Origin of the sequence: Amycolatopsis thermalba, assembly GCF_003385215.1 — a bacterium.
GTDB lineage: Bacteria > Actinomycetota > Actinomycetes > Mycobacteriales > Pseudonocardiaceae > Amycolatopsis_E > Amycolatopsis_E thermalba.
In genome coordinates, this window is sequence record NZ_PQHW01000011.1 from 1 (window position 1) to 24,830 (window position 24,830).

The 24,830-nt window shown below is 72.9% G+C and carries 25 protein-coding genes; 10 read left to right on the plus strand and 15 right to left on the minus strand.

Translation table 11 applies throughout. The features are described 5' to 3' along the window. Positions 1 to 128: 128 nt before the first annotated feature. Entirely contained in the window at positions 129 to 527 is a 399-nt protein-coding gene (locus D0D15_RS07085; protein WP_094008230.1) for a winged helix-turn-helix transcriptional regulator, read from the minus strand. 118 nt (positions 528 to 645) lie between these two features. Between D0D15_RS07085 and D0D15_RS07090 the strand changes: the two genes are divergently transcribed. Both D0D15_RS07090 and D0D15_RS07095 read left to right on the plus strand, forming a co-directional pair. After that, the gene (locus D0D15_RS07090; RefSeq protein ID WP_115944319.1) at positions 646 to 1,497 is read left to right on the plus strand and encodes an SDR family oxidoreductase; all 852 of its coding nucleotides are present in this window, start codon (positions 646 to 648) and stop codon (positions 1,495 to 1,497) included. Positions 1,498 to 1,851: 354 nt separating this feature from the next. After that, positions 1,852 to 2,652 (plus strand): alpha/beta fold hydrolase, encoded by an 801-nt coding sequence (locus D0D15_RS07095; RefSeq protein ID WP_094008232.1) that lies wholly within the window; start codon positions 1,852 to 1,854, stop codon positions 2,650 to 2,652. A 204-nt stretch (positions 2,653 to 2,856) separates the two neighbouring features. Here D0D15_RS07095 and D0D15_RS07100 read toward each other — a convergent pair whose 3' ends face one another. The 8 genes from D0D15_RS07100 to D0D15_RS07135 all read right to left on the minus strand — a co-directional run bounded on the left by D0D15_RS07100 (position 2,857) and on the right by D0D15_RS07135 (position 10,041). Next, complete coding sequence (locus D0D15_RS07100; RefSeq protein ID WP_094008233.1) at positions 2,857 to 4,077, minus strand: metal-dependent hydrolase family protein; 1,221 nt, start codon at positions 4,075 to 4,077, stop codon at positions 2,857 to 2,859. Then, positions 4,074 to 5,282, minus strand: a complete 1,209-nt coding sequence (locus D0D15_RS07105; protein WP_115944320.1) for a M20 metallopeptidase family protein — start codon at positions 5,280 to 5,282, stop codon at positions 4,074 to 4,076. Before D0D15_RS07105 ends, D0D15_RS07100 begins: the two co-directional genes overlap by 4 nt. A 32-nt stretch (positions 5,283 to 5,314) precedes the next feature. Beyond that, a complete protein-coding gene (locus tag D0D15_RS07110; RefSeq protein ID WP_094008235.1) occupies positions 5,315 to 5,704 on the minus strand; it encodes a RidA family protein in 390 nt (129 codons plus the stop codon). Between the two features lie 94 nt (positions 5,705 to 5,798). Then, positions 5,799 to 6,935 carry an epoxide hydrolase family protein gene (locus D0D15_RS07115; RefSeq protein ID WP_094008236.1) on the minus strand — a complete coding sequence of 379 codons (1,137 nt, stop codon included), beginning with the start codon at positions 6,933 to 6,935 and terminating at the stop codon, positions 5,799 to 5,801. Further along, a complete protein-coding gene (locus D0D15_RS07120; RefSeq protein WP_115944321.1) occupies positions 6,932 to 7,864 on the minus strand; it encodes a shikimate dehydrogenase in 933 nt (310 codons plus the stop codon). The genes D0D15_RS07115 and D0D15_RS07120 overlap by 4 nt, the downstream gene beginning before the upstream one ends. Beyond that, on the minus strand, positions 7,849 to 8,604 hold the full coding sequence (locus D0D15_RS07125) for a phosphoenolpyruvate hydrolase family protein (protein ID WP_158224476.1): 756 nt from the start codon (positions 8,602 to 8,604) through the stop codon (positions 7,849 to 7,851). Before D0D15_RS07125 ends, D0D15_RS07120 begins: the two co-directional genes overlap by 16 nt. Then, positions 8,601 to 9,149: an SIS domain-containing protein gene (locus D0D15_RS07130; RefSeq protein ID WP_094008238.1), complete on the minus strand. Its 549-nt coding sequence runs from the start codon at positions 9,147 to 9,149 to the stop codon at positions 8,601 to 8,603. The genes D0D15_RS07125 and D0D15_RS07130 overlap by 4 nt, the downstream gene beginning before the upstream one ends. Beyond that, entirely contained in the window at positions 9,142 to 10,041 is a 900-nt protein-coding gene (locus D0D15_RS07135; protein ID WP_338024620.1) for an NADP-dependent phosphogluconate dehydrogenase, read from the minus strand. The genes D0D15_RS07130 and D0D15_RS07135 overlap by 8 nt, the downstream gene beginning before the upstream one ends. 95 nt (positions 10,042 to 10,136) lie before the next feature. Between D0D15_RS07135 and D0D15_RS07140 the strand changes: the two genes are divergently transcribed. From D0D15_RS07140 to D0D15_RS07150, 3 genes are read left to right on the plus strand one after another with little or no spacing between them, the layout of a single operon-like run. Continuing rightward, entirely contained in the window at positions 10,137 to 11,552 is a 1,416-nt protein-coding gene (locus D0D15_RS07140; RefSeq protein ID WP_094008240.1) for an aminotransferase-like domain-containing protein, read from the plus strand. Next, positions 11,549 to 12,400 (plus strand): ROK family protein, encoded by an 852-nt coding sequence (locus D0D15_RS07145; protein WP_162830515.1) that lies wholly within the window; start codon positions 11,549 to 11,551, stop codon positions 12,398 to 12,400. The genes D0D15_RS07140 and D0D15_RS07145 overlap by 4 nt, the downstream gene beginning before the upstream one ends. A 42-nt stretch (positions 12,401 to 12,442) precedes the next feature. After that, positions 12,443 to 14,044 (plus strand): alpha-amylase family glycosyl hydrolase, encoded by a 1,602-nt coding sequence (locus D0D15_RS07150; RefSeq protein WP_094008242.1) that lies wholly within the window; start codon positions 12,443 to 12,445, stop codon positions 14,042 to 14,044. On the opposite strand, the gene hsaB is transcribed toward D0D15_RS07150, so the two are convergent. The 5 genes from hsaB to D0D15_RS07175 all read right to left on the minus strand — a co-directional run bounded on the left by hsaB (position 14,013) and on the right by D0D15_RS07175 (position 19,122). Then, positions 14,013 to 14,543 carry a 3-hydroxy-9,10-secoandrosta-1,3,5(10)-triene-9,17-dione monooxygenase reductase subunit gene (gene hsaB, locus D0D15_RS07155; RefSeq protein WP_094008243.1) on the minus strand — a complete coding sequence of 177 codons (531 nt, stop codon included), beginning with the start codon at positions 14,541 to 14,543 and terminating at the stop codon, positions 14,013 to 14,015. The two genes, D0D15_RS07150 and hsaB, sit on opposite strands and share 32 nt — an antisense overlap. Further along, a complete protein-coding gene (gene hsaC, locus D0D15_RS07160; protein ID WP_094008244.1) occupies positions 14,540 to 15,442 on the minus strand; it encodes an iron-dependent extradiol dioxygenase HsaC in 903 nt (300 codons plus the stop codon). Before hsaC ends, hsaB begins: the two co-directional genes overlap by 4 nt. Before the next feature lies 1 nt (position 15,443). Beyond that, the gene (gene hsaD, locus D0D15_RS07165; RefSeq protein ID WP_094008245.1) at positions 15,444 to 16,289 is read right to left on the minus strand and encodes a 4,5:9,10-diseco-3-hydroxy-5,9,17-trioxoandrosta-1(10),2-diene-4-oate hydrolase; all 846 of its coding nucleotides are present in this window, start codon (positions 16,287 to 16,289) and stop codon (positions 15,444 to 15,446) included. Position 16,290: 1 nt separating this feature from the next. Beyond that, positions 16,291 to 17,469: a 3-hydroxy-9,10-secoandrosta-1,3,5(10)-triene-9,17-dione monooxygenase oxygenase subunit gene (gene hsaA / locus D0D15_RS07170; RefSeq protein WP_094008246.1), complete on the minus strand. Its 1,179-nt coding sequence runs from the start codon at positions 17,467 to 17,469 to the stop codon at positions 16,291 to 16,293. 69 nt (positions 17,470 to 17,538) lie between these two features. Then, positions 17,539 to 19,122, minus strand: a complete 1,584-nt coding sequence (locus D0D15_RS07175; protein ID WP_094008247.1) for an FAD-binding protein — start codon at positions 19,120 to 19,122, stop codon at positions 17,539 to 17,541. A gap of 99 nt (positions 19,123 to 19,221) precedes the next feature. Between D0D15_RS07175 and kstD the strand changes: the two genes are divergently transcribed. Genes kstD through D0D15_RS07200 form a run of 5 tightly spaced genes read left to right on the plus strand, consistent with a single transcriptional unit; the run spans position 19,222 to position 24,163 of the window. Next, positions 19,222 to 20,889, plus strand: a complete 1,668-nt coding sequence (gene kstD / locus D0D15_RS07180) for a 3-oxosteroid 1-dehydrogenase (protein ID WP_094008248.1) — start codon at positions 19,222 to 19,224, stop codon at positions 20,887 to 20,889. After that, positions 20,886 to 22,022, plus strand: coding sequence for a 3-ketosteroid-9-alpha-monooxygenase, oxygenase component (locus tag D0D15_RS07185; protein ID WP_369806832.1), 1,137 nt, complete (start codon positions 20,886 to 20,888; stop codon positions 22,020 to 22,022). The genes kstD and D0D15_RS07185 overlap by 4 nt, the downstream gene beginning before the upstream one ends. Next, positions 22,019 to 22,285, plus strand: a complete 267-nt coding sequence (locus D0D15_RS07190; protein WP_094008250.1) for a hypothetical protein — start codon at positions 22,019 to 22,021, stop codon at positions 22,283 to 22,285. The genes D0D15_RS07185 and D0D15_RS07190 overlap by 4 nt, the downstream gene beginning before the upstream one ends. Then, positions 22,275 to 23,288 (plus strand): ferredoxin--NADP reductase, encoded by a 1,014-nt coding sequence (locus D0D15_RS07195; RefSeq protein WP_094008251.1) that lies wholly within the window; start codon positions 22,275 to 22,277, stop codon positions 23,286 to 23,288. The genes D0D15_RS07190 and D0D15_RS07195 overlap by 11 nt, the downstream gene beginning before the upstream one ends. A gap of 11 nt (positions 23,289 to 23,299) precedes the next feature. Then, complete coding sequence (locus tag D0D15_RS07200; protein ID WP_094008318.1) at positions 23,300 to 24,163, plus strand: MaoC/PaaZ C-terminal domain-containing protein; 864 nt, start codon at positions 23,300 to 23,302, stop codon at positions 24,161 to 24,163. Here D0D15_RS07200 and D0D15_RS07205 read toward each other — a convergent pair. Next, the gene (locus tag D0D15_RS07205; protein ID WP_094008252.1) at positions 24,150 to 24,716 is read right to left on the minus strand and encodes a DUF5134 domain-containing protein; all 567 of its coding nucleotides are present in this window, start codon (positions 24,714 to 24,716) and stop codon (positions 24,150 to 24,152) included. The two genes, D0D15_RS07200 and D0D15_RS07205, sit on opposite strands and share 14 nt — an antisense overlap. Positions 24,717 to 24,830 lie beyond the last annotated feature (114 nt).

The window sequence follows — 24,830 nt, forward strand, 5'->3', positions numbered from 1 at the left end:
CAGCCGGGCACTACCGTGGAACACGAGAACCTCCGGATCGGAGTGGGCCTTAGACAAGCCACATCCCAACCGGAGGTTCTCCTTTACTCAGCCAGACACGCCGCTACCAACGTCCTGACCGGATACATCTAGCGCGCGACCGCCGCCTTCGTCTCGTCGTAGGCGCGACGCGCGGCCATCACGTCCTGCACCCGGCCCTCGACCAGCTCGATCAGCTCCCGCAGCCGGCCCGCGACCTCGGCGCCGAGCGGCGTCAGGCTGTACTCCACCCGCGGCGGGATCGTCGGCTCGGCCTCGCGGTGCACGAAACCGTCGCGCTCCAGTGCCTGCAGTGTCTGGGCCAGCATCTTCTCGCTGACGCCGTCGACCTTGCGGCGCAACGCGTTGAAGCGGAACGGCCCCTCGGCGAGCGCGGCCAGCGCGAGCGTGCCCCAGCGTCCCGTCACGTGCTCCAGCACGCCACGTGAGGTGCACGCGCGCGCGAAGACGTCGGCGACCAGCTGGTCGTGCTCGGCGTCGCAACTCATGCCGTCGAGGATACCTAGTCGGCCCCACGGTGGTCTGTGACGGGACTTACCTATGGTTGGCACTTACCAGAAGTTAGTACTAACTTGAGGTGCAGTCGTCCGAGAAGGAGCGAGGAACATGACCATCGTCGTCACCGGTGCCACCGGCCAGCTGGGCCGCCACGTCATCGCCGGCCTGCGTGAGAAGCTGCCCGCCGACCAGATCGTCGCCGCGGTGCGCAACCCGGAGAAGGCCGCGGACCTCGGCGTCCAGGTGCGGGAAGCCGACTACGACCGGCCGGAGACCCTGGTGGCGGCGTTCGCGGGCGCGACCAAGGTGCTGCTGATCTCGGGCAACGAGGTGGGCCGCCGGGTCCCGCAGCACCAGGCGGCGGTGGACGCCGCGAAGCAGGCCGGCGTCACCCACGTGATCTACACGAGCGCGCCGCGCGCGGACGACACCACGCTGGTGCTGGCGCCCGAGCACCAGGCGACCGAGGAGATCATCCGCGCGTCGGGCGTGCCGTTCACGATCCTGCGCAACAACTGGTACACCGAGAACTACGGGCCGAACGCCCAGCAGGCCATCGCGAGCGGCGTGCTGATCGGCAGCGCCGTCTCCGGCCGCGTCGCCAGCGCCACGCGGGCCGACTTCGCCGCGGGCGCCGTCGCGGTCCTCACCGGCGAGGGGCACGAGGGCAAGGTGTACGAACTGGGCGGCGACGTGGCGTGGACGTTCGACGACCTCGCCGCCGAGATCTCCGCCATCGCGGGCACGGAGATCCGCTACCGCGACCTGACCGCCGACGAGCACCGCGCGGCGCTGATCGAGGCCGGGCTGCCGGCGGAGACCGCCGGGTTCGTGGTGGCGCTGGACCAGAACATCGCCGAGGGCACGCTCGCGGAGGCGACCGGCGAGCTGTCGGCGCTGATCGGCCGCCCGACGACCCCGCTGGGCGAAGGACTGGCCGCGGCGCTGAAGGAAGCCTGAGAACGTCCTTTTCGGACCAAGGAGGCCGGGACGGCGGTCCGGGCGGCCAACACCGCCAGTGGCAACGGCTGGGGCCGCCGACACGGCAGCCGCCGTGGCGAACAACCGGTTGGCGCGGGAAACACCACGGCCAAGCGGACAACACCATCCCGATGGCAAACCCGGGCGCGCGGTGGCGAACACGGCAACGCAATGACAGACGCCCCGAACAGGACCACCGGCACGGCAGCCGCCTTTGGCAGGCACCCGGCGGTGTGAACTCCGCAGTCGCAGCGCGCGAGGGTCGAGCACCCACGCCGGAGGGAAAGGCCGGGAGCCCACCGGTCAGCCATCGTGTTGTGCTTGACTTCGCCCATGATCTCGGAGAGCACGTGCCCGGTGCCGGACGGGGAGTTGCACGTCGAGCGGGGTGGGGCCGGACCGGCGTTGCTCCTGGTGCCCGGGGGGACCGGGGCGGCCGCCTCCTACCGGGCCCTCGCCCAGCGGCTCGCGGCGAGGTACACCGTTCTCGCCTACGACCGGCGCGGTCACTTCGGCAGCACGGACTCCACCGAGGGGCCCCTGACGATCGCGCGGCAGGCCGACGACGCGCGCGCCGTCATCGAGCACTTCGGCTACGGCAAGGCCCTCGTGTTCGGCAGCAGCGCCGGCGGCGCGATCGGGCTGGAACTCGCCATCCGGCACCCCGACGCCGTCAGCGGGCTGGTCGTCCACGAACCGCCCACGGTCGGCCTGCTGCCGGACGCCGACGAGTGGATCCGGTTCGCCGAGGAACAGGCGGCGCGCAGCGCGGACGGCGACGTTTTCGGCGCCTTCCAAGAGTTCCTCGCCTCCATCGCGGGCGCCGGACTGCCCCCGCTCAAGACCGTGCGCCTGCCGCACGAACACGAGTGGCGCCTGCTGTTCGACCGTGAACTCGTCGGCATCTACCGCTACCTGCCGGACCTGGACGCGCTCCGCCGCAGCCCAGTACCCATCGTGCTGACCGCGGGCGAGGGCAGCCGCGGCTACTACCACTACCGCCCGGCCCGCGCGCTCGCCCTCGAACTCGGCCTGCCGTTCGTCGAACTGCCCGGCGCGCACCTCGCCCCCCAGCGGAACCCGGAAGCGTTCGCCGACGCCCTGAACACCGTTCTCGCCGACCTGGTCCTCTGACCCCGCCACGCCGAAACCTGTCGAGTTCCTGTGAAACCGGTCCGCACAGCGAAACGCGCGCTATCCTGAATTCATACGGCCGGTGTCATCCTCCCCAGTTTCACACCGGCCGGTGCTCCGGCGCTTACCTCCCCCTCGGGCGCTGGAGCGAGGCCCCCGGGCCGCGCCTTCCTCCCCCAGTTTCGGCGCGGTCCGGGGGTCTTCTCACTTCTCCGAACCCGGCGCGACCACCCGCACGCCGTCCTGCCACACCTCCCGCACCCGTCCGGGCAGCGCGGCCAGGTCGTAGGCGTCGCCGGACACCACCACCAGATCCGCGCGGTACCCGGGCGCCAGCCGGCCCAGCGAGTCGCCGTAGCCGAGCAGCTCCGCCGCCGACGACGTGGCCGCCGCCAGCACCTGACCGGGGCTCATACCGGCCGCTTGCATCAACGGCAGCTCCTCGAGGTTCGTGCCGTGCGGGCCGACGCCGCTGTCGGTGCCCATCGCGATCTTCACCCCGGCCTCGACCGCGCGGCGGATGGACTCGGCGTGCACCTCGGCGACGTCCTCGGCCTTGCGAACCATCTCGTCGGTCAGCGCGGCACCGGCGCGGGCCGCGCGGATCACCGCGATCGGCGCGATCAGCGTCGGCACCAGCCAGGTGCCGTGCGCGAGCATCAGCTCGATCGCCTCGTCGTCGAGGTAGATGCCGTGCTCGATGGACCGGATCCCGGCCCGCACCGCGTTCTTGATGCCGTCGGTGCCCTGCGCGTGCGCCATCACCGCCTTGCCCTGCATCGCGGCCTCGGCGACCAGCACGTCCAGCTCGGCCGGCGTGAACTGGGTGTGCCGCGGGTCGTCGCCCGGGGAGAGCACCCCGCCGGTGGTGCACACCTTGAGCACGTCGGCGCCCGCACGCAGCAACTCCCGCGCCACCTTGCGCATCTCGTCCGGCCCGTCGACCAGCGTCGACGGACGGCCGGGGTGCGGCACCATCAGCGGAACGCAGTGCCCCGAGGGCATCCAGTCGTCACCGTGCCCGCCGGTCTGGCTGATGATGCCGATCGAGATGTCCAGCCGCGGGCCGCTGATCAGCCCGTCCGCCTGGGCCTTCTTGATGCCGAGGTCGGCGCCGCCCGCGTCCCGCACGGTGGTGATGCCCAGTTCGAGCGTGCTGCGCAGGTTCCGCGCCGCCTCGTAGAACTGGTAGGAAAACGGTTTCTGGAACAGCTTGATCAGGCTGATGTCGGACACCGTGACGTGCACGTGGCAGTCGAACAGCCCGGGCAGCACCGTGGTGCCGGTGCAGTCGACCACCTCGTCGCCGTCCAGCCCGGTGCCGATCTCGGCGACGCGGCCGTCCTCCACCACCACGTCCGCGTCGAACGGGTCGCTGCCGGTGCCGTCGAAGACCCGGCCGCCGGCGAACAGGATGCGGGTCACGCGCCCACCCCGCTCAACCGCCGCGCGGCCAGCGACGCGAGCAGCGCCGCGCCGTCGGCGACCACGCTGTCGTCGAACGATGCCTCCGGGGAATGGTTGTAGGGCGCGGAGCCGGGGTCGTCGGCGAAGGTCGCCCCGAGGAACACGAACGCGCCCGGGACGCGGTCGAGCACGCGGGAGAAGTCCTCCGATCCGGTGACCGGGGCGTCCGCCACGGAGAACCGCTCCTCGCCGAACACCTCGCGCACGGTCTCGGCGACGAACTCGTGACCGGCCGCGTCGTTGACGGTGACCGGGTACTCGGCCTGGTAGGTGACCTCGACCTCCAGGCCGTGCGCCGCCGCGATATCCCGGCACAGCGGGACGGCCAGCTCCGCGACCCGCTCCCGCGCCTCCTTCGAGAAGCTGCGGATGGTCGCCTCGAAGCGGGCGTCCGGCGGGATGATGTTGCGCTGGGTGCCGGCGTGGAAGTTGCCGACGGTGACCACGACCGGGTCGAACACGTCGAACCGGCGGGTCACCATCGTCTGCAGCGCGGTGACCATCTCGCACGTGGCCGGCACCGGGTCGAGCGCCGCGTACGGCCGCGACCCATGCCCGCCCGCGCCGATCACCCGGACGAACAGCCCGTCAGCGGCGGCCATGATCGGGCCGGGCCGGGACACGAACTGCCCGCGCGGGATCATCGCCGACACCACGTGCAGCCCGTACGCCTCGGCGACCGGGCGGCCGGCGGCCTCCAGCACCCCCTCGGCGATCATGTGCCCGGCGCCGTCGTGGCCCTCTTCGCCGGGCTGGAACATGAACACCACGTCCCCGGCCAGCCGGTCCCGGTGCGCGGACAGCAGCCGCGCGGCGCCGACGAGGCCGGCGGTGTGCAGATCGTGCCCGCACGCGTGCATCCGGCCCTCGTGCCGCGAGCTGAAGGCGGCCCCGGTGTTCTCGGTGACCGGCAGGGCGTCCATGTCACCGCGCAGCAGCACCACGGGCCCGCTGCCGCCGTCGCCGCCCTGCCCGCGCAGCGCGGCGGTGACCGACGACAGCCCGGTGCCGGTGCTGATTTCCAGGGGCAGCCCGTCGAGGGCGTCGAGGACCGTCTCCTGGGTGCGCGGCAGGTCGAGGCCGAGTTCGGGAACCTGGTGGAGCGCGCGCCGGAGTGCCACGAGGTCGTCGGACAGCTCGCGCGCGTCGTGCCTGAGATCCATTCCCCGACTCTAGAGCCGCCGGGCGGGGCAGGTCACGCGGCGATCGCGTCGACCTCGAAGAGCATCCCGGGCAGCGCGAGCCGGGCCACGCCGACGAGGGTCTGCGCCGGCGGCCGCGACCCCCAGATCTCGGCGATCTGGCTGCCGAGCACCGCCAGCTTGTCCGCGTCGTGGTCGACGATGTAGGTGCCCAGCCGCACCACCGAGCCGAAGCCGAGCCCCTCCGCGGCGAGCGCGGTGCCGAGGTTGCGGAAGGACTGGCGCACCTGCTCGGCGAAGTCGTCGGAGACGATCCGCCCGGTTTCGTCGGCCGCGTACTGCCCCGCCACGAAGACCAGTCCGCTCGGCGTGCGGGTCAGGTGGCTGTACCCGTAGGGCACGGGGTCGGCCAGGCCGGCGGGGTTGACGACGGTGTGCGTCATCTCGGTTCCTTCCACTGTGGACACATCTCGCCGGGGACGTCCCGGCGAGATCGAATCTACCGATCACCGACCTGCCGCGCCCACGATTCGTGCGTCACCGCACCATGCGGAAGAACGCGCGCACCTCCGCGGCGAACAGGGCGGGTTGCTCCCACGCCGCGAAGTGGCCGCCGCGGTCGGGTTCGCTCCAGTGCCGGATGTCGGTGTAGCGGCCGGCCGCCCAGCGGCGGGACGGGCGCGGCATCTCCTTCGGGAACACCGTGCAGCCGGTGGGCACGGTGACCGTGTCGTCGGTCGCCGTGGTGAACCACTCGCCGACCTGGCGGAAGCTCTCCCAGTACAGCCGGGCCGACGACGCGGCGGTGCGGGTGAGCCAGTACAGGGTGATGTCGTCGAGCATCTCGTCGCGGGTCAGGACCGTCTCGGGGCGCCCGCCGCTGTCGGTCCAGGACGCGAACTTCTCCACGATCCACGCGCACAGGCCGGCCGGTGAGTCGGTCAGCGCGTAGCCGACCGTCTGGGGTTTGGTGGTCATCTGCTCGGAGTAGCCGGACTCGTGCGCGGCCGCGTGGCGCAGGTCCGCCAGTGCCGCCTTCTCGGCCGGGGTGAGGTCGCCGAACGTGGCCGGGTCCGGCGCCGCGATCGGCGGCACGACGTGGATCCCGGCCAGCTCACCGGTGTCCTGCTGCCCCATGCTGGTGGTGACGCTGGTGCCCCAGTCGCTGCCCTGCGCGCCGTACCGCTCGTACCCGAGGCGGGCCATCAGCTCCCGCCACGCGGCGGCGATCCGCTGCACGCCCCAGCCCGGTGCGACGGGCCGGTCGCTGAACCCGTAGCCGGGCAGCGACGGGATCACCACGTGGAAGGCGTCGGCCGGATCCTCCGGGTCGGTCAGCAGCGGGATGACCTTCTCGAACTCCAGCACCGACCCGGGCCAGCCGTGGGTGAGCACCAGCGGCAACGCGTGCTCGTGCGGTGAGCGGACGTGCAGGAAGTGGATGCCGACGCCGTCGATCTCGGTGCGGTACTGGGGCAGCGCGTTCAGGCGCCGCTCGGTGGCGCGCCAGTCGTACTCGGTGGCCCAGTAGTGGCACAGCTCGCGCAGGTAGGCCAGCGGCACGCCCTGCGACCAGTCGCCGACCGGCTCCTCGTCGGGCCACCTGGTGCGCAGGAGCCGCTCCCGCAGGTCGGTCAGCTCCTCCTCCGGAATGGCGATGCGGAACGGGATCACGTGCCGGTCCTCCTCGGTCGGTGTGGTGCGGCGGCGGCCGCCAGTGCGGACAGGGTCTGCGGGGTGAGCGGCTCCCCGGCGATCGCGGTGAGCGCCCCCGCCCACCCGGCGACGAAGTACTCCCAGCCGTCCCGGGTGGACAGTCCGTGGGCCGCCGCCTGGTGCAGGAACGTCAGATCGCCCCGGTAGTTCAGGTCCCACGCCACCGTGCCGGGGGTCCACGGGGCGTGCCCGGTGAGGGGGCTGCCGGGCCGGTCCTTGCCGAGCCCGGTGGCGTTGACCACGAGCGTCGCGTCCGGGACGAGGTGGTCGGCCGGCCCGGACAGGTGCACCAGTCCGGGCCGCCCGCCGATCCGCTCGGCGACCCGTCGCAGCGCGTCGAGCGCCGCCGGGTCGACGTCGGCGAACACCAGCCGCTCCGGCGCGTCCGCGCGCGGCCTGCCCGTCTCGACGTCCAGGTGCAGCGCGAGCAGCAGGGCGGTCGCCGCGCCGCCCGCGCCGAGGCACACGATCCGGCCACCGGACGGGGAGCCGAGGATCGCGGTCAGCGAGCGGGCGTCGTTGGCGTAGGCGGCCACCCGCTCACCGGTGACGAGGGTGTTGATCTCGCCGGTCAGGTCGACCAGCCGGTCGCGTCCGGGCAGGTCGGCGGCGCACGCGCGGTACAGCCGCAGCTTGTGCGCGGTCACCACGGCGCCCTGGACCAGCGGGTTGCCGCGCATCGCGGTGAGCAGCCGCCGGTAGACCGGTGGCGGCGTGTCCGGCGGCAGGTCGACGCCGCGCAGCACCCACGGGCGGCCGAGCGCGCGGGCCCAGCCGTCGAACACCGCGTGCGCCAGCGATCCCGCGGTGCTGATGCCGGCGAACAGGACCAGCGGCGGGCCGGTCCAGGTCTCGACGTCCTCGACCGTGATCACGTGGTCCGGCATGGTCCTCCGTTCTCCCCCACGGCCCGCCGCCACGCGGCCACCGTGCCGTCCAGGTCCTGGGCGCGTTCGAACACCGACGCCCCGAAGAACCCGAAGCGCACCCCATCGTGTCCGGTTCGCGGGAACGCTGCCGGATCGGTCAGCGGACCACCGTGCGCCAGCAGCGGCACGGCCGGAGCGGCCGCCGCCACCGCGGTGAGGGTGGCGGTGTGCTCCGCGGTGAGCGGACCCGGGCGGGTGATGCCGAGGTGGATCACGACCGCGTCGGCGCCGTGTGCCACCAGATCCGCCGCCTGCGAGGGTGCGCACGCGTACCCCCAGGCCAGCAGCCCGCGTTCGCGCGCCAGCCCCATCAGCTCGACCTCCCGCCGGTAGCCCAGCCCCGCCTCCTCCACCGCGGCCCGCACCGGCCCGGACAGCAGAGCGGTCGTGGGTGCGTTGAGGACCCCGGCCACTCCGTGCCCGGCCAGTTCGTCCAGCACCGGACCGGGTGGGCGCAGGGCGTCGTTCGCGCACACCGTCGCCAGCACGGGCCGTCCGGCGGCCGCGGCGACGACCTCCGGGACGATCCCGAGCGTCAGCTCGTTCGCGTTGGCCCACGGCAGCAACCCGGCCACCGAGGGCAGGCCGCGGCGGCGCAGCACGCTGGAGTGGTACGCGACGATCACGTCCACCCCCGCCCGGGCCAGGCGCTCCGCGGTGTCCGCGTCCCCCGCGGCCGCGGCGATCAGCGCGTTCACAGCAGGTTCGCGTGCCGCTCGGACAGGGCCGCGTCCGGTATCGCGTGGGCGTGCTGGAAAGCCCCGCACAGGGCGTCGCCGAGCAGGAGGCAGGCCTGCTCGAACAGGGAACCGCCGTGTTGCCCGCCGCCGGTGGGGACGACCACGACGAGGTCGGCCTCCGCGGCGAGCGGGGAGTCCGGCGCCGCGGTCAGCACGGCCACCCGGGCGCCGCGGGCGCGGGCGACGCCGGCGTTCGCGAGCGGACCGGTGGTGCGGCCGCTCGCGGACAGGCAGACCAGCAGGTCGTCGGCCGTGATCGCGGGCGCGGTGGTCTCGCCGGCCACGTGCACGCGCAGCCCGAGGTGCATCCACCGCATCGCCAGCGCTTTCGCCACCAGGCCGGAGCGGCCGCGCGCGTCGAAGAACACCGTCCGCGCCGTGGTGATGGCCGCGCCGAGGGCGGCCGCGGCGGCCGGATCGACGGCGGTCACCGCGTCGTGGACCTCCGCGAGCACCGCCCGGGCCCGGTTCAGCACGCCGGACCGGTCCAGCACGTCAGGCATGCGCGTGACCTCCGATCCGGGCCCGGGCGGCGACCAGCAGACGGCTCGCCGCCCGCTCGTCGTCCCGGCTGGCGAACCTGGCCTGCAGCGCCGCGGTGAGCACGGGCGTGGCGATGCCCTGCCGCACGGCCTCCTCCGCGGTCCAGCGGCCCATGCCGGAGTCGGCGACGGCCGAGCCGACACCGGTGAGGGCGGGGTCGGCGGCGAGCGCGTCGACGGTCTGCTCCAGCAGGAACGACCGGGCCGAGCAGCCCGCCTGCCACACCCGCAGCGCGGTGAGCGGGTCGAGCCCGTCACGCGCCGACAGCAGGGCGAAACCCTCGGCGTAGGCCTGCATCAGCCCGTACTCCACGGCGTTGTGCACCGCCTTGACGAAGTGCCCGGCCCCGGTGGGCCCGACCACGGCGACCGCGCCGGGCGCGGCCAGAGCCGCCAGCACCGGGTGGATGCGCTCGGCGTCCTCCGCCGCGCCCCCGACCGTCAGCCCGTACCCGTGCCGCCAGCCCCACTGGCCCCCGCTCACCCCGACGTCGAGGAACCGGACGCCGGATTCGGCGAGCCGCGCGGCCCGCCCGGCCGCCTCCCGCCAGTCGCTGTTGCCGCCGTCGACGACGAGATCGCCGTCCGCGAGGAGTCCGGCGAGCTCGTCGACGACCCCGCCGGTCGCGGGCGGCGGCACCATCACCCAGACCGCGCGGGGCGGTGTGAGGGCGGCGACCAGGTCGGCCAGTGAACCGGTGACGCTGGTGCCCGCCGCCCGGGCCCGTTCGGCCGCGGTCGGAGACGAGTCGGCGCCGATCACCTCGTGCCCGGCCGCGGCGAGGCGCCGCGCCATCGGGCCGCCCATCGTCCCCAGACCAACCAATCCGAGCTGCATGCCTCGACCTTCCACCAGTGGATTGACATCGGATACCTCGTTGATGCCAATATGGCGGAGTTCTTCCCGCCCTGATAGGACCAATCACGGTCCGATTGGTTGGAATCGCCATGCACATCCAGGACGCGCTCGGCGACTGGTCCGCCCGCCCGGGTCCGCTGTACGCCCGGTTGTCCGCAGCGCTGGCCGCGGCGATCGATCGCGGCGACATCCCGCCCGGCACCGCGCTGCCGCCGGAGCGATCGCTGGCCACGCGGCTGGCGATCGGCCGGAGCACGGTCATGCACGCCTACGCCCGCCTCCGCGAAGCCGGGATCCTGGAAACCAGGCAGGGCAGCGGTTCCTGGGTCACCGGCGCGCGCCGGACGGGGACCGCGGAGTCTCCGCGCGAATCGCTGGCGGTCGCCGCCCTGCGGAACCCGGCGGCACTCGTCGACCTCGCCACCGCCGCGCTGCCCGCGCACCGCCGTCTGCGCGAAGCGGTCGCCGCGCTGGGCGTGGCCGACGCCGGCACCGCGGCGGTGCTCGACACCCCCGGCTACCACCCCGCCGGGCTGCCCACGCTGCGTGCCGCGCTGGCCGAGCGGCTGACCGCGCAGGGCTTGCCCACCGACGCCGGCCAGGTGCTCGTCACCACCGGCGATCAGCAGGCGTTGTCGCTGCTGGCCGCGCACGCGCTGCCGGACGGGGAACCGGCGGTCGTGGAGACCCCGACCAGCCCCGGCATCCTCGACGTGCTGCACGGGCTGTCCGTCCCCGTGCGCGGTGCCCCGCCGGTGACCGGCGGAGGCGACGACCTGCCCGCACTCGTCGACCGGATCCGCCCCGGCCTGGTGTACCTCGTGCCGACGCTCGGCCCGCTCGGCCGGATCCTCGGCCCGACTGACCGGAAGCGGCTCGCCACCGCGCTCGCCGGCCGGGACGCCCTGGTGGTGGACGACGTCAGCCAGGCCGGGCTGGCGTTCGAGCAGGCGCCGCCGCCGCTCGCGGCGTACGCGGAGCCGGGCAACCTGGTCACCGTCGGCTCGCTCAGCAAGCTCCACTGGGGCGGGCTGCGGCTCGGCTGGGTCCGCGGCTCGGCGTCGCTCGTGGCCGCGCTCGCCCGGGCCAAGGCACGCGCCGACCTCGGCACCCCGGTGCTCGACCAGGTGCTGGCCACGCGGCTGCTCGGCATCGAGGACGAGGTGCGGGCGGAGCGGATCGCCGAACTGCGCGACCGGCTCGCGCACGCGACCGGCGTGCTGACGGAGTCGCTGCCGGAGTTCCGGTGGACTCCGCCGGAGGGCGGGCTGAGCCTGTGGCTGGCTCTCCCGGCCGGGACGGCGACCCCGTTCTGCGAGGTCGCCGCGCGGTTCGGGGTGGCGGTGGTGCCGGGCGGCGTGCTGTCGTCCCGCGGGCTGACCGACGACCACGTCCGGGTCGTGTACGCGCGGCCGCCGGAGGTGTTCGACGAAGGCGTCCGCCGCCTGGCCGCCGCGTGGGCGCGGTACCGGCACGCCGGCGACGACCAGCCGGTGCTGCTGTGACCACCCTCGGCATCGACCTCGGCGCCACGCACGTCCGAGCCGGGCTGGTCGACCGGGACGGCCGGCTCAGCGACGTGACGCGGCAGGTGCTGCCGCCCGGTCCGGCGGCCCGGCTGGACGCGGTCCGGGCGGTGCTCGCGCACTACCCCGAACCGGCCGCGGTGGGCCTGGCGGTCGCCGGTACCGTGCGGGACGGTGTGCTGACCTGGTCGGCGAACCTCGGGCTGTCCGATGTGGACTTCGCAGCGGAACTGGGCCGCCCGGTCGCCGTGATCAACGACGCCCGCGCCGCCGGACTGGCCGAGGCCCGCTTCGGGGCGGGCGCCGGCGCGTCGACGGTCCTGCTGGTGACCGTGGGGACCGGGCTCGGCGGGGCGCTGGTGACCGGCGGACGGCCGCACGAAGGCACGGGGCACGCCGGCGAGGTCGGCCACCTGGTGCTGGACGCCGGTGGACCGCCGTGCCGGTGCGGCAGCCGCGGGTGCTGGGAACAGCTCGCGGGCGGGGTCGCGTTGAACCGGACCGGCGCCGGGCTGGGACCGGACGGCGGCGGAACACCCGGCGCCGCCCGGCTCGCCGCGACCGCCGCGGCCGGGCAGCCACGGGCCGTGGCGGCGCTGGCGCGGCACGCCCGGGAGTTCGCCCGCGGGCTGGACAGCCTCTGCGCCGTCCTCGCGCCGCACACCGTCGTGCTCGGCGGCGGTCTGGTCGCGCGAAGCGGCCCGATCCGGGAGGCCTACCTCGCCGCCGCGCGCACCCTGCGCTGGCACACCGGCCCCGTCCGCCCCGCGCGGCTGGGCGACGACGCCGGGGTCATCGGCGCGGCACTGGCGGCCAATCTGTCCTGATTGGTTCTGGAAACCCGCGCCGCGGCGGGGTTTCCTGGTGCCATGCGCGATCGTCCGTGGTGGCAGGACGCCATCGGTTACCAGGTGTACCTACCGTCCTTTCAGGACAGCGACGGGGACGGCTGGGGCGATCTACCCGGGCTGATCAGCCGGCTGGACCACCTCCGGGACCTCGGCGTCACGTTGCTGTGGATCAGCCCGTTCCACCCCTCACCGATGCGTGATCACGGGTACGACGTCGCCGACTACCGGGCGGTCGACCCGCGCTACGGCACGCTGGACGATCTGGACAAGCTGCTGTGCGCCGCCCACGAGCGGGGCATCCGGGTCGTCGCCGACCTGGTGGTGAACCACACCAGCAGCGAGCACCCGTGGTTCCGCAGCGCCCGCCGGTCCCGCACCGACCCCATGCGGGACCGCTACATCTGGCGCGATCCCGGGCCGGACGGCGGCCCGCCGAACAACTGGCTCGCGCACTTCGGCGGTCCCGCCTGGACGTTCGACGACCACACCGGCCAGTACTACCTCCACCTGTTCACCCCGCACCAGCCGGACCTCAACTGGGACAACCCCGAGGTCGCCGACGAGGTCGACGACATCCTGCGCTTCTGGTTCGACCGCGGCCTCGACGGCTTCCGCATCGACACCGCGCACTACCTCACCAAGCACCCCGGCCTCCCGGACAACCCGTGGCTGGCGCCGGAAGACGTGCCGTCGCAGGGCGGGGTGGCGGCCGAATGGCTGCGGCAGGACCACCGGTACGACATCGGGCAACCGTCCGCGTTGGACATCCACCGCCGCTGGCGCGCGATCGCCGACTTCTACCACGCGGTGCTGATCGGCGAGGTCTACATCCTGGACCCCGCCCGGCTCGCCACCTACGTGCAGGCGGACGGCCTGCACTCCACGTTCTGGTTCGGGCTGGTCGAGTCCGGGTGGGCACCCGAGCGGGTGGCGACCATGCTGCGGGCGGCCGCGGCCGCCGCGCCCACCCTCGCCTGGGTGCAGAGCAGCCACGACCGCAAGCGCGCGGTCACCCGCTACGGCAGCGCCCGGCGCGCCATCGCCGTGGCCACCCTGCTCATGGGGCTGCCGGGCATTCCGTTCCTGTACAACGGGGAGGAACTGGGCCTGCCCGACGGGACCGTCCCACCCGGACACGCGCGGGACCCGCTCGCCGCCGCCGACGGCGGCAGCCAGTCGCGTGACGGCGCCCGCACCCCGATGCCCTGGGAGCCGGGGCCGGGACTGGGCTTCACCACCGCACCGGCGGCGTGGCTGCCGTTCGGGGACCGCACCCCGGCCGACACGGTCGCGGTGCAACGGGAGGACCCGGACTCCCCGCTGTCGATCCACCGCAGGCTCATCGCCGCGCGGGCCCGCACCGCGTCCGTCCGAGCCGCGCCGCTGTGGCTCGACGAATTCGGCGACGTGCTCGGCTACCGCACCGGCCCGGTCGTCGTCGCCGCCAACCTCGCCGACCGGCCGCACCCGTTCGACCCCGGCCCCGGCAACTGGCTATGCGAGTTCGACACCGACGATCCCGAGGCCTGCCAGGTGCCCGCCGAGCTGGCCCCCGGCCAGGCGGTGATCCTGATCGACCGCGCGGCGGTCACAGCCAGTCGTCCGGACCGGCCCAGCTGAGCACGTCCGCCTTGACCGGCGCCGCGCCGGTGTACTGGCCGCGGTAGAACAGCAGCGGCCGCCCGTTGGACGCCTCCCCCAGCGCCGTCACGCGGCCGACGACGACGAAGTGGTCGCCGGCCTCGAACACCGTCTCCACCACGCAGTCGACCCAGGTCAGCGCGTCTTCCAGCACCGGGCACCCGGACGGCGCGGGCGTCCAGTCGACGGCGGCGAACTTGTCCCCGCCCCGCGTGCCGAACACCCGGCTGACCTGGTGCTGCCCCTCGGCCAGCACGTTGACCGCGAACCGGCCGCTGCGCTCGATCACCGGCCAGGTCCGCGACGCCAGGCCCGGGCAGAACAGCACCAGCGGCGGGTCCAGCGACAACGCCGCGAACGACTGGCACGCGAACCCGGCGGGCTCGGCACCGTCCATCGTGGTCACCACGGTGACCCCGGTGGCGAAGTGCCCGAGCACCTGCCGGAACCGCGCCGGTTCGATCGCGGAGGAGATCACTTCCGCATCCCCACGCTGAAGTCGTGGCCCCACAGGCTCACCGCGGTGCTCTCCCGCGCGATCCACGACTCGTCGTCGACCTGGCGGCCCTCGCAGCCGAACTCGACGTCGAACCCGCCCGGCGTCTTCATGTAGAACGACAGCATCAGGTCGTTGACGTGCCGCCCCAGCGTCGCCGACATCGGCACGTTGCGCCGCTTCGCGCGGTCCAGGCACAGCCCGACGTCGTCGGTGTTCTCCGCCTCGACCATCAGGTGCACGATCCCGCTCGGCGTCGGCATCGGCAGGAACGCCAGGCTGTGGTGACGCGGGTTGCAGCCGAAGAACCGCAGCCACGCCGGTGGTCCGTCGGCGGGGCGCCCGACCATCTGCGGCGGCAGCCGCATCGAGTCCCGCAGCCGGAACCCGAGCACGTCGCGGTAGAAGCGCAGCGCGGCGTCGTCGTCGTGGGTGGACAGCACCACGTGCCCGAGGCCCTGCTCGCCGGTGACGAACCGGTGCCCGTACGGGCTCACCACGCGCCGGTGCTCCAGCGCGACGCCGTGGAACACCTCCAGCGTGTTGCCGGACGGGTCGTCGAAGCTGATCAGCTCGGTGACGCGCCGCTCGGCCAGCACCTCGGCGCTGCCCTCCTTGTACGGCACGCCGCCTGCGTCCAGCCGCGACCGCACCTCGTCCAGTTCCGCGGCGTTGGCGGCCTCCCACCCGGCCACCGCGAGCCGGTCGCTGTCCCCGGGCACGATCACCAGCCGGGCCGGGAAGTCGTCCATCCGCAGGTACAGCGCGTCCGGATGCGGGCCCTTGCCCTCGACCATGCCGAGGACCTTCAGGCCGTACTCGCGCCAGGCGGCCATGTCGGTCGCCTCGATGCGCAGGTAGGCCAGGGAGCGGATGCCCATCTCATTCACCTCGCAGGAAGTCGAGGGCCAGGCGGTTGAACTCGTCGAACTTCTCGACCTGCGCCCAGTGTCCACATCGGCCGAACACGTGCAGCTGCGCGCGCGGGATCGTCTTGAGCGCCACCAGCGCGCCGTCGAGCGGGTTGACGCGGTCCTCGCGGCCCCAGATCAGCAGCACGCGTTGCCGCAGCCGGTAGGCGTCGCGCCAGAGCATGCCCTGTTCGTAGTCGGCGCCGGCGAAGGACGCGCCCATCGCGCGCATCGCGGCCAGCGATTCGGGCGTGCTCGCGTTGGCGTAGCGTTCCTCGATCAGCTCGTCGGTGATCAGCGCCGGGTCGAACACCATGAGCCGCAGGAACGCGGCGAGCTTCTCCTTGCTCGGCCCGGGCGGCGCGGCGAACCGGCCCAGCGCCTTGACCCCCTCGGTCGGGTCCGGCGCGAACAGGTTGGTGCTCAGCCCGCCCGGTCCCATCAGGACGAGCCGCCCGGCCCGGTCCGGGTGGTCCAGCGCGAACCGCACCGCGGTGCCGCCGCCGAGCGAGTTGCCCACCAGGTGCGCCTTGCCCACGCCCAGCGCGTCGAGCAGGCCGGCGACCGCGGCCGAACTGTGCGTGAAGTACTGCGGGTGCTCGGTCGGCTTGTCCGACCTGCCGAACCCGGGCTGGTCGACCGCCAGCACGCGGAAGGACTTGGCGAAGACCGGGATGTTGCGGGAGAAGTTGCTCCACGCCGACGCGCCCGGCCCGCCGCCGTGCAGCAGCACCACGGTTTCGGCGTGCTCGGTGCCGGCTTCGTGGTAGTGCAGCCGCAAGCCCCCGCCGACCTCGGCGTACTTGCCCTCGGTCATGTCACACCATCGCATTCTCGACCGGGACGCCGAACTCGCCGTTGCCGTACATGATGTAGGCGCGTTCGGGGTCGTTGGCGGCGTGCACGCGCCCGGCGTGCGCGTCGCGCCAGAACCGCTGGATCGGCGTGCCCCGCTTGAGCGCGCGGCCGCCGGAGTTCTCGAAGAGCCGGTCCACGGCGGCGATCGCGCGTTCGGTGCCGCGCACCTGGTCCCGCCGCACGCGCAGCCGGGTGGCGAACGGCAGCTTCTCGCCGCGGCAGGCCAGCTGGTACAGCTCGTCGATGTTGCGGGTCAGCTGCAGCCACGCGGCGTCGATCTCGCTGGCCGCCTCGGCGACCCGCACCTTGGCGAACGGGTCCTCCTTGGACTGCTCCCCCAGGTACGCGGCGCGGACGCGGGTGCGCTGGTGCTCCACGTGCGCCTCGTAGGCGCCCTGCGCCATGCCGATGATCGGCGCGGTGATCGTCGACGGGTGCACCGACCCGTACGGGAGCCGGTACAGCGGCCCCGGGTTGATCTTCTGCCCCGGCGTGCGGCACTTCGACGTGGCCTGGAAGCTCAGCGCGCGGTGCGCCGGGATGAACGCGTCGTCGACGATGATGTCGTTGCTGCCGGTGCCACGGAGGCCCACGGTGTCCCAGACGTCCTCGATCGCGTAGTCGCCGATCGGCAGCAGGTAGGTGCAGAAGTCGACCGGCTTGCCCTCGGCGTCGAACGCGGGCGCGCCGAGGAACACCCAGGTCGCGTGGTCGCAGCCGGAGGAGAAGCTCCACCGGCCGGAGAGGCGGTAGCCGCCGTCGGTCACGGTGGCCTTGCCCATCGGCGCGTAGGACGACGAGATGCGCACGTCGACGTCCTCGCCCCACACGTCCTGCTGCGCCTGCGGCTCGAACAGCCCGAGGTGCCACGGGTGCACCCCGAGGATCGAGGCGACCCATCCGGTCGAGCCGCACGCGCTCGCCAGCAGCTTCACCGCGGTGTAGAAGGTCACCGGGTCGGCCTCGTAGCCGCCGAAGGTCTTCGGCTGCAGCAGCTTGAAGAACCCGGTCTCCTGCAGCGCCTTGATCGACTCGTCCGGAATGCGCCGCGCGTCCTCGGTCTCCTGGGCCCGCTCCCGCAGGACGGGAAGCAGCTCCCGGACCCCGGCCAGCACCCCGCGACCATCCTGATCGGTCATCCCCACGCCCCGTCCGTCATGTACCTGCGTTGTCATCGGCAAGACTAGAACACGTTCTCGTTTTTGTCATCACTCCGCCCGCCGAGCTGCGGAAATTCCGGCTCTCCGTCCGGAAAACACACAGTCGGCGAGCGACAGCCCGCTCACGTACGACCTGGAACAGATTCCCACCGCGGACCGGCCGGCGGCGTACAGACCGGTGATGCCCGCGCCGTCGGCGTCCCGCACCTGACCGGTCGACTCGTCGACGACGAGACCGCCGAGCGTGAGCATCGGGCACGGGAAGCCCAGGCTCGGTTTGATGGAGACGTCGATCAGCGAGTACGGCGGCGTGCGGACCGGCCGCACGTACTCGGCCGGTTTGCCCGCGGGGTCCGCGGCCCCGGCCTCGGCGGCCGCGTTGTAGGCCTCGACGGTCGCCCGCAGCCCGTCCGGGTCGACCCCGGCCGTGCGCGCCACCTCGTCCAGGCTGCGCCCGGACACGCGGCCGCGGTGCAGCAGGTAGCGGGCCTGCAACCACTGGAACCACTGGCTCTCCCGCCGGGCGGTGCGGCGTGCCTCGGCGATCGTCTCGGCGTCGGCGAGCAGCCAGCCCTTGCCGTCGTGCTTGCCGATCATCGCCTCGCCGACCGCGGCGCCGTAGCGGGACTCGTCGATGATCCGCCGCCCGGCCGCATCGACCAGGACGCCCTTGAGCATCGCGCTGGGCGGGGTGACGAACCGCCACGCGGAGATCCGGTGCATCTCGCCGGTCGCCGCGCCCACCGCGGCGGCGAGCCCGATGCCAAATCCGTCGTCGGCGATCGTGCCCAGCGCCAGGCCGCCGCGGTAGGCGGGGGCGTGCTCGCGCACCAGCGCCCGGTTGAAGATGAAGCCACCCGCCGAGATCACCACCCCGCGCCGGGCGGTGATCTCCTCCTCCCGCGCGTACCGCCGCTCCAGCCGCTCGATCCGGTGCTGCAAGGCCTTGCGCACGCTGGGCACGTAGATCCCGGGCTTGGCGGCGTAGCGCGCCATGCGGGCGTGGGCGGCGCGGACCCGGGCGGGCGCGTCGCGCAGCGTCTTCACCCGCACGCCGGTCACCACGCCGCCGTCGACGATCAGCGACTCGGCCCGCGTGCCGGGCAGGACCCGCACGCCGCGGTCCCGCGCCGCCCGGGCCAGCCGCGCGAACAGCAGCTTCCCCGACGTGCCCGGCCCCTTGGTGCGGTGTCCGCGCGCGGCCGGTTTCGCCAGGTCGCGGAACCCGCCGGCGGACTCGCTGCCCGAGTAGTACAGGTAGTAGTCGTCGTTGGGATACGACGTCTTGTACGGGCACAGGCTGCCCTCGAACGGCACCCCGTTGCGCTCCAGCCACTCGATCATGGCCGGGCTCTGCTCGCAGAAGCGCCGCAGCGTCTCTTCGGAGACCGCCTCACCGACCTCGAGCCGCAGGTAGTCGTACATCGCGTCGACCGAGTCGTCGACCCCGGCCTCCCGCTGCTGGGCGGTGCCCCCGCCCGCGTAGACGATGCCGCCGCTCAGCGCGGTCGCCCCGCCCCCGTCGAACCGGTCCAGCACGAGCACGTCCGCACCCGCGTCGGCGGCCTCGATCGCCGCACAGGCGCCGGCCGCCCCGAACCCGATCACGATCACATCCGCCGTCTGGTTCACACCCGCTACCCTAGAACTGAAACACGTTCTCGTCTATCGTGACTGACGGGCCGACGAACAGGCGCTGCGCAATGTGGAACGTGTTACAGCGGAGGTGGCATGACCGACGAGTTCGACGTCGTGGTGGCCGGCAGCGGCGCGGCCGGCCTGACCGCCGCCCTCGCGGCCGCCGACGCCGGCCTGTCCGTGGTGGTGGTCGAGAAGGCGGCCAAGTTCGGGGGATCCACGGCCCGATCGGGTGGCGGGGTGTGGATCCCGGGCAACGAGGCGCTGCGCGCGGCCGGGGTCGAGGACACGCCGGAAGCGGCGCGGGCCTACCTGGAGGCCATCGTCGGCGACGTGGTGCCCGCCGAGCTGCGGCAGGCGTTCCTCGACCACGGCCCCGAGGTGGTGTCGTTCGTGCACCGGGTCACGCCGCTGCGCCTGCAGTGGGTGCCCGGCTACTCCGACTACCACCCCGAGGCGCCCGGCGGCCGGGCCGGTGGCCGCTCGGTGGAACCCAAGCCGTTCGACGGCAAGCTGCTCGGCGCCGAACTGGCCAACCTCGAACCGCCCTACAGCGGCGCGCCGCTCGGCGTGCCGATCACCCAGGCGGACTACCGCTGGCTGAGCCTGCTCGCCCGGCACCCGAAGGGGCCGCTGCGGGTCCTGCGCATCGGCGCGCGCTGGCTCGCCGGGCTGACCCGCGGCAAGCGGCTGCTGTCGATGGGCCAGGCGCTGGCCGCCGGGCTGCGGGCCGGGCTGCTGCGCGCCGGCGTGCCGGTGTGGCTGGAGACTCCGCTGGTCGACCTGGTCACGGAGGACGACCGGGTCACCGGTGTGGTCGTCCGGCGGGACGGGCGGGAGGAGATCGTGCGGGCGCGCCTGGGGGTGGTGCTCGCCGCCGGCGGGTTCGAGCACAACGAGGAGATGCGCGCGAAGTACCAGCGCAGCCCGATCGGCACCGAGTGGACCGTGGGCGCGAAGGCCAACACCGGCGACGGGATCACCGCCGGGCTCAAGCTCGGCGCGTCGGTCGCCCTGATGGACGACGCGTGGTGGGGCCCGACGATCCCGCTGACCGGCGGTCCGTGGTTCGCCCTCGCCGAGCGTTCGCGGCCCGGCTGCATCCTGGTCAACGCCCGTGGTGAGCGGTTCGTCAACGAGTCGGCGCCCTACGTCGAGGCCGTGCACGCGATGTACGGGCCGGGCGACGGGCCCGCCGAGAACATCCCCACCTGGCTGATCTTCGACCAGCGCTACCGCGACCGGTACATGTTCACCGGCGTCGGACCGCGGCAGAAGCTGCCCGGGCGCTGGTTCCAGGCCGGGATCGTGGCCAAGGCGCCCACCCTGGCGGAGCTGGCCGCCCGCATCGAGGTGCCGACGGCGGCGTTGGAGGCCACCGTCGAGCGGTTCAACGGTTTCGCCCGGCGCGGTGCCGACGAGGACTTCCACCGCGGGCGCAGCGCCTACGACCACTACTACGGCGACCCCCGCCACAAGCCGAACCCCAGCCTCGGCCCGCTCGACAAGGCCCCGTTCTACGCGGTCAAGATCGTGCCCGGTGACCTGGGCACGAAGGGCGGGCTGCGCACCGACACCCACGCCCGCGTGCTGCGCGCGGACGGGTCGGTGATCCCCGGGTTGTACGCGGCCGGGAACACCAGCGCCGCGGTCATGGGACACACCTACGCCGGGCCCGGCGCCACGATCGGACCGGCCATGGTCTTCGGGTTCCTTGCCTCACGCCACCTGGCCACCCAGAATCGCACTGGAGGTCGATGATGACTGAAGTCCGCACGATCGACGCGGGTGCGCCGCCGGCGCGGTTCGCCCGCGGCTGGCACTGCCTGGGCCTGGCCGAGATGTTCCGCGACGGGAAACCGCACGCCGTCAACGCGTTCGGCACCAAGCTCGTGGTGTTCGCCGGCGAGGACGGCAAGCTCAACGTCCTGGACGCCTACTGCCGCCACATGGGCGGCGACCTGAGCCAGGGCAGCGTCAAGGGCAACGAGGTCGCCTGCCCGTTCCACGACTGGCGCTGGGGCGGCAACGGCAAGTGCGTGTCGATCCCCTACGCCAAACGGGTTCCGCTGCGGGCCCGCACCCGGTCGTGGATCACGCTGGAGGAGAACAAGCAGCTGTTCGTGTGGCACGACCCGCAGGGCAACCCGCCGCCGCCGGACGTCGTGATCCCCCGCATCGACGGCATCTTCAGCGGCGAGTGGAGCAACTGGACCTGGGACTCGGTGCTGATCGAGGGGTCCAACTGCCGCGAGATCATCGACAACATGGTCGACATGGCCCACTTCTTCTACATCCACTACGCGTTCCCGACCTACTTCAAGAACGTGTTCGAGGGCCACATCGCGACGCAGTACCTCAACACCAAGGGCCGCCCGGACGTCGGGATGGCGTCCAACTACGGCGGCGAGGACAACCTGCTGCGCTCGGAGGCGTCCTACTTCGGGCCGTCGTACATGATCAACACGCTGCTGAACACGTACAAGGGCTTCGAGATCGAGAACGTGCTGATCAACTGCCACTACCCGGTGACGCCGACCTCGTTCGTGCTGCAGTGGGGCGTGAGCGTGAAGAAGCTGCCGGGCGTGTCGGACGAGCAGGCGGACAAGATCGCCGGCAAGTTCGCCAAGAGCATCGGTGTCGGGTTCCGGCAGGACGTGGAGATCTGGAAGAACAAGACCCGCATCGACAACCCGCTGCTGTGCGAGGAGGACGGCCCGGTCTACCAGCTGCGCCGCTGGTACGAGCAGTTCTACACCGACGTCGAGGACGTCACCGAGGACATGACGCGGCGGTTCGAGTTCGAGGTGGACACCACCAAGGCCAACGAGGTGTGGGCGCGGGAGGTGGCCGAGAACCTGGCCCGGCAGCAGGAGGCGGGGGTCGCCGGATGACCACCGCCGAGCGCACCGAGTTCCTCGCCGGTGGCCTGCGGCCGCACGCGTGCGCGTCGTGCGGCACGCGGGTGCTGGTGAAGAAGAACAGCGTCAAGCACACCAGCATCCAGTGGACCACCGACGCGGGCAGCTGCCCGGTGTTCGCGCGGGAGGTGGCTGAGGGGCGCACCACCGCGCTGCTGGACACCTGCCCGAAGCTGGTGGACAGCATCGACGGGGCGGTGCGGGACGGGGAGTTCGGGGTTCTCGATGCCGGATAGCTACACGCTGACCGTCGCCGAGGTGATCGCGGAGACGGCCGAGGCGTCGTCGATCGTGTTCGACGTGCCGGAGGAGCACGCCGCGAAGTTCTCCTACCGGCCCGGGCAGTTCCTGACGTTGCGCGCGGGTGAGGCGGCGCGGTGCTATTCGCTGTCCAGCGCGCCGCACGAGGGCGCGCGGCTCAAGGTGACGGTGAAGCGCACCGACGGCGGGTACGGGTCGAACTGGTTGTGCGACAACGTCTCCGCCGGGTCCACTGTGGATGTGCTGGCGCCGGCCGGGGTGTTCACGCCCGAATCGCTGGACGCCGACCTGCTGCTGATGGCCGGGGGCAGTGGCATCACGCCGGTGATGTCGATCCTGAAGTCCGCGCTGGCTTCCGGCGGCGGGCGGATCGTGCTGGTGTACGCCAACCGGGACGAGAAGTCGGTGATCTTCGCGTCCGAGCTGGCGGCTCTGGCGCGGGAGCATCCGGAGCGGCTGGTCGTGGTGCACTGGCTGGAGAGCGTGCAGGGGTTGCCGTCGGTGACGCAGCTGCGCGAGCTGGTCCGGCCCTACGCGGAGTTCGACGCGTTCCTGTGCGGGCCCGAGGCGTTCATGACGGCCGGGAAGCAGGCGTTGAAGGACCTCGGGATGCCGCGCCAGCGGATCCACCTGGAGCGGTTCGTGTCGCTGGGCGGCAATCCCTTCGAGGACAGAGCCGAGGCAGCCGCATCGGAAGAGGCCGGCACGACGGCGTTGCAGGTCGACCTGGACGGCGCGCAGCACTCGTTCTCCTGGCCGCGTCAGGAGAAGCTGCTGGACTTCCTGCTGGCCCGCGGTCTGGACGCGCCGTACTCGTGCCGCGAGGGCCAGTGCAGCGCGTGCGCGTGCCGGATCGTGTCCGGTGAGGTGAAGATGCTGCACAACGAGGTCCTGGATTCCGAGGACATCGCCGACGGCATCGTGCTGGCGTGCCAGTCGGTACCGTTGACCGACGAGGTGTCGGTCACCTACGAGTAGGAGTGCCCGCGTTGCCCATCGATCCCGACGTCGCCATCGGTGCCGAGCTCGACGAGCTGACGTTCGCCTGGACGCCGTCCGACGTGCTGCTCTACCACCTGGCGCTGGGCGCGGGCGCCCGGCCGGCCGATCCGCGGGAGCTGCGCTACACCTACGAGCGGGACCTGCGGGTGCTGCCGACGTTCGCGACGGTGGCGGCGAACCTGCGCATCTACGAGCCGCCCGCGGTGTCCTTCCCGGGAATCGAGGTCGACCTGGCCAAGGTGGTGCACGGGACGCAGGCGGTGACCGTGCACCGGCCGATCCCGGTCGAGGGCAAGGCCGTGGCGCGGACGCGGATCGTGGACGTGCTGGACAAGGGCAAGGCGGCGGTGATCGTCAACGAGACGTCGGTGACGTCCACGGACGGTTCACCCCTGTGGACGGCCCGGTCGAGCATCTTCGCGCGGGGCGAGGGCGGGTTCGGCGGCTCGCGCGGCTCGTCTTCGCGCGTGGAACTGCCGGAACGGGAGCCGGACGCGGTGATCGACACGCCGACGCTGCCGCAGCAGGCGCTGATCTACCGGCTGTGTGGTGACCGGAACCCGCTGCACATCGACCCCGAGTTCGCCCGATCGGCGGGGTTCGAGGCACCGATCCTGCACGGGCTGTGCACGTACGGGATCGTCGCCAAGGCGGTCACGGACGCGCTGCTGGACGCCGACGTCACGCGGGTGGAGTCGTTCTCGGCGCGGTTCGCGGGAATCGTGCTGCCCGGGGAGACGCTGCGGACGCGAGTCTGGCGCGCGGACGAGGGCCTGGTGCTGACGACGACGGCGGTGGAACGCGACGCGCCGGTGCTGGCGGACGCGGTGCTGGCGCCTACAGGCCAGTGACCAGCATGTAGGCCATGCCGGCGCCCATCAGGGCGCGGCAGACCTGGCGGACCGCGCGGTGGTCGCGCAGGCTCTCGGTGCGGGCCCAGCGCGCGCCGATGATCCCGGCGCGGACGCTGTCGACCGCGAAGTAGGCGATCCCGGCCAGGGCGAGCACCGGCCAGGCGAGTTCGCCGGGCATCATGGACATCCAGGGCCCGTCGCCGTGGCCGGGCATCGCGGTGATCATGTACAGCATCGCCGCGGCGGAGACCAGGTGGTGCACGGCGCAGCAGCGCCGCCCCCGCAGCGCGGCGACGAAGAACCAGCCCGCCGTGAGGACGAGGATCGCCTGCCACCCGGCCGCCGGAATGGGCCCCCCGAGCGGCGAGACCATCGCGAGCATCGCCAGGACCATCAGCAGTTCGGCGAGGTCCTGCTGGCGGGCGTCGGCGCTGGTGGCGGCCTCCAGGCGCACCAGCCGGACCACGCTGGGCACCGCCAGCATCGCGAACGCCACCGTCAGGCTCCACGCAACCACGGCCGGGATGTGCACGTCCTCAAGTTCGCCCATGAACGTGTGTGTGCGCTAGAGGTCATCGAGGTGAATTCCACACCGCGAGACGGCGCATCCGGTCCGGCCCCGCCCAGTGGAAATCGCCGGTGTTTGGTTGCGTACTGTGATGGG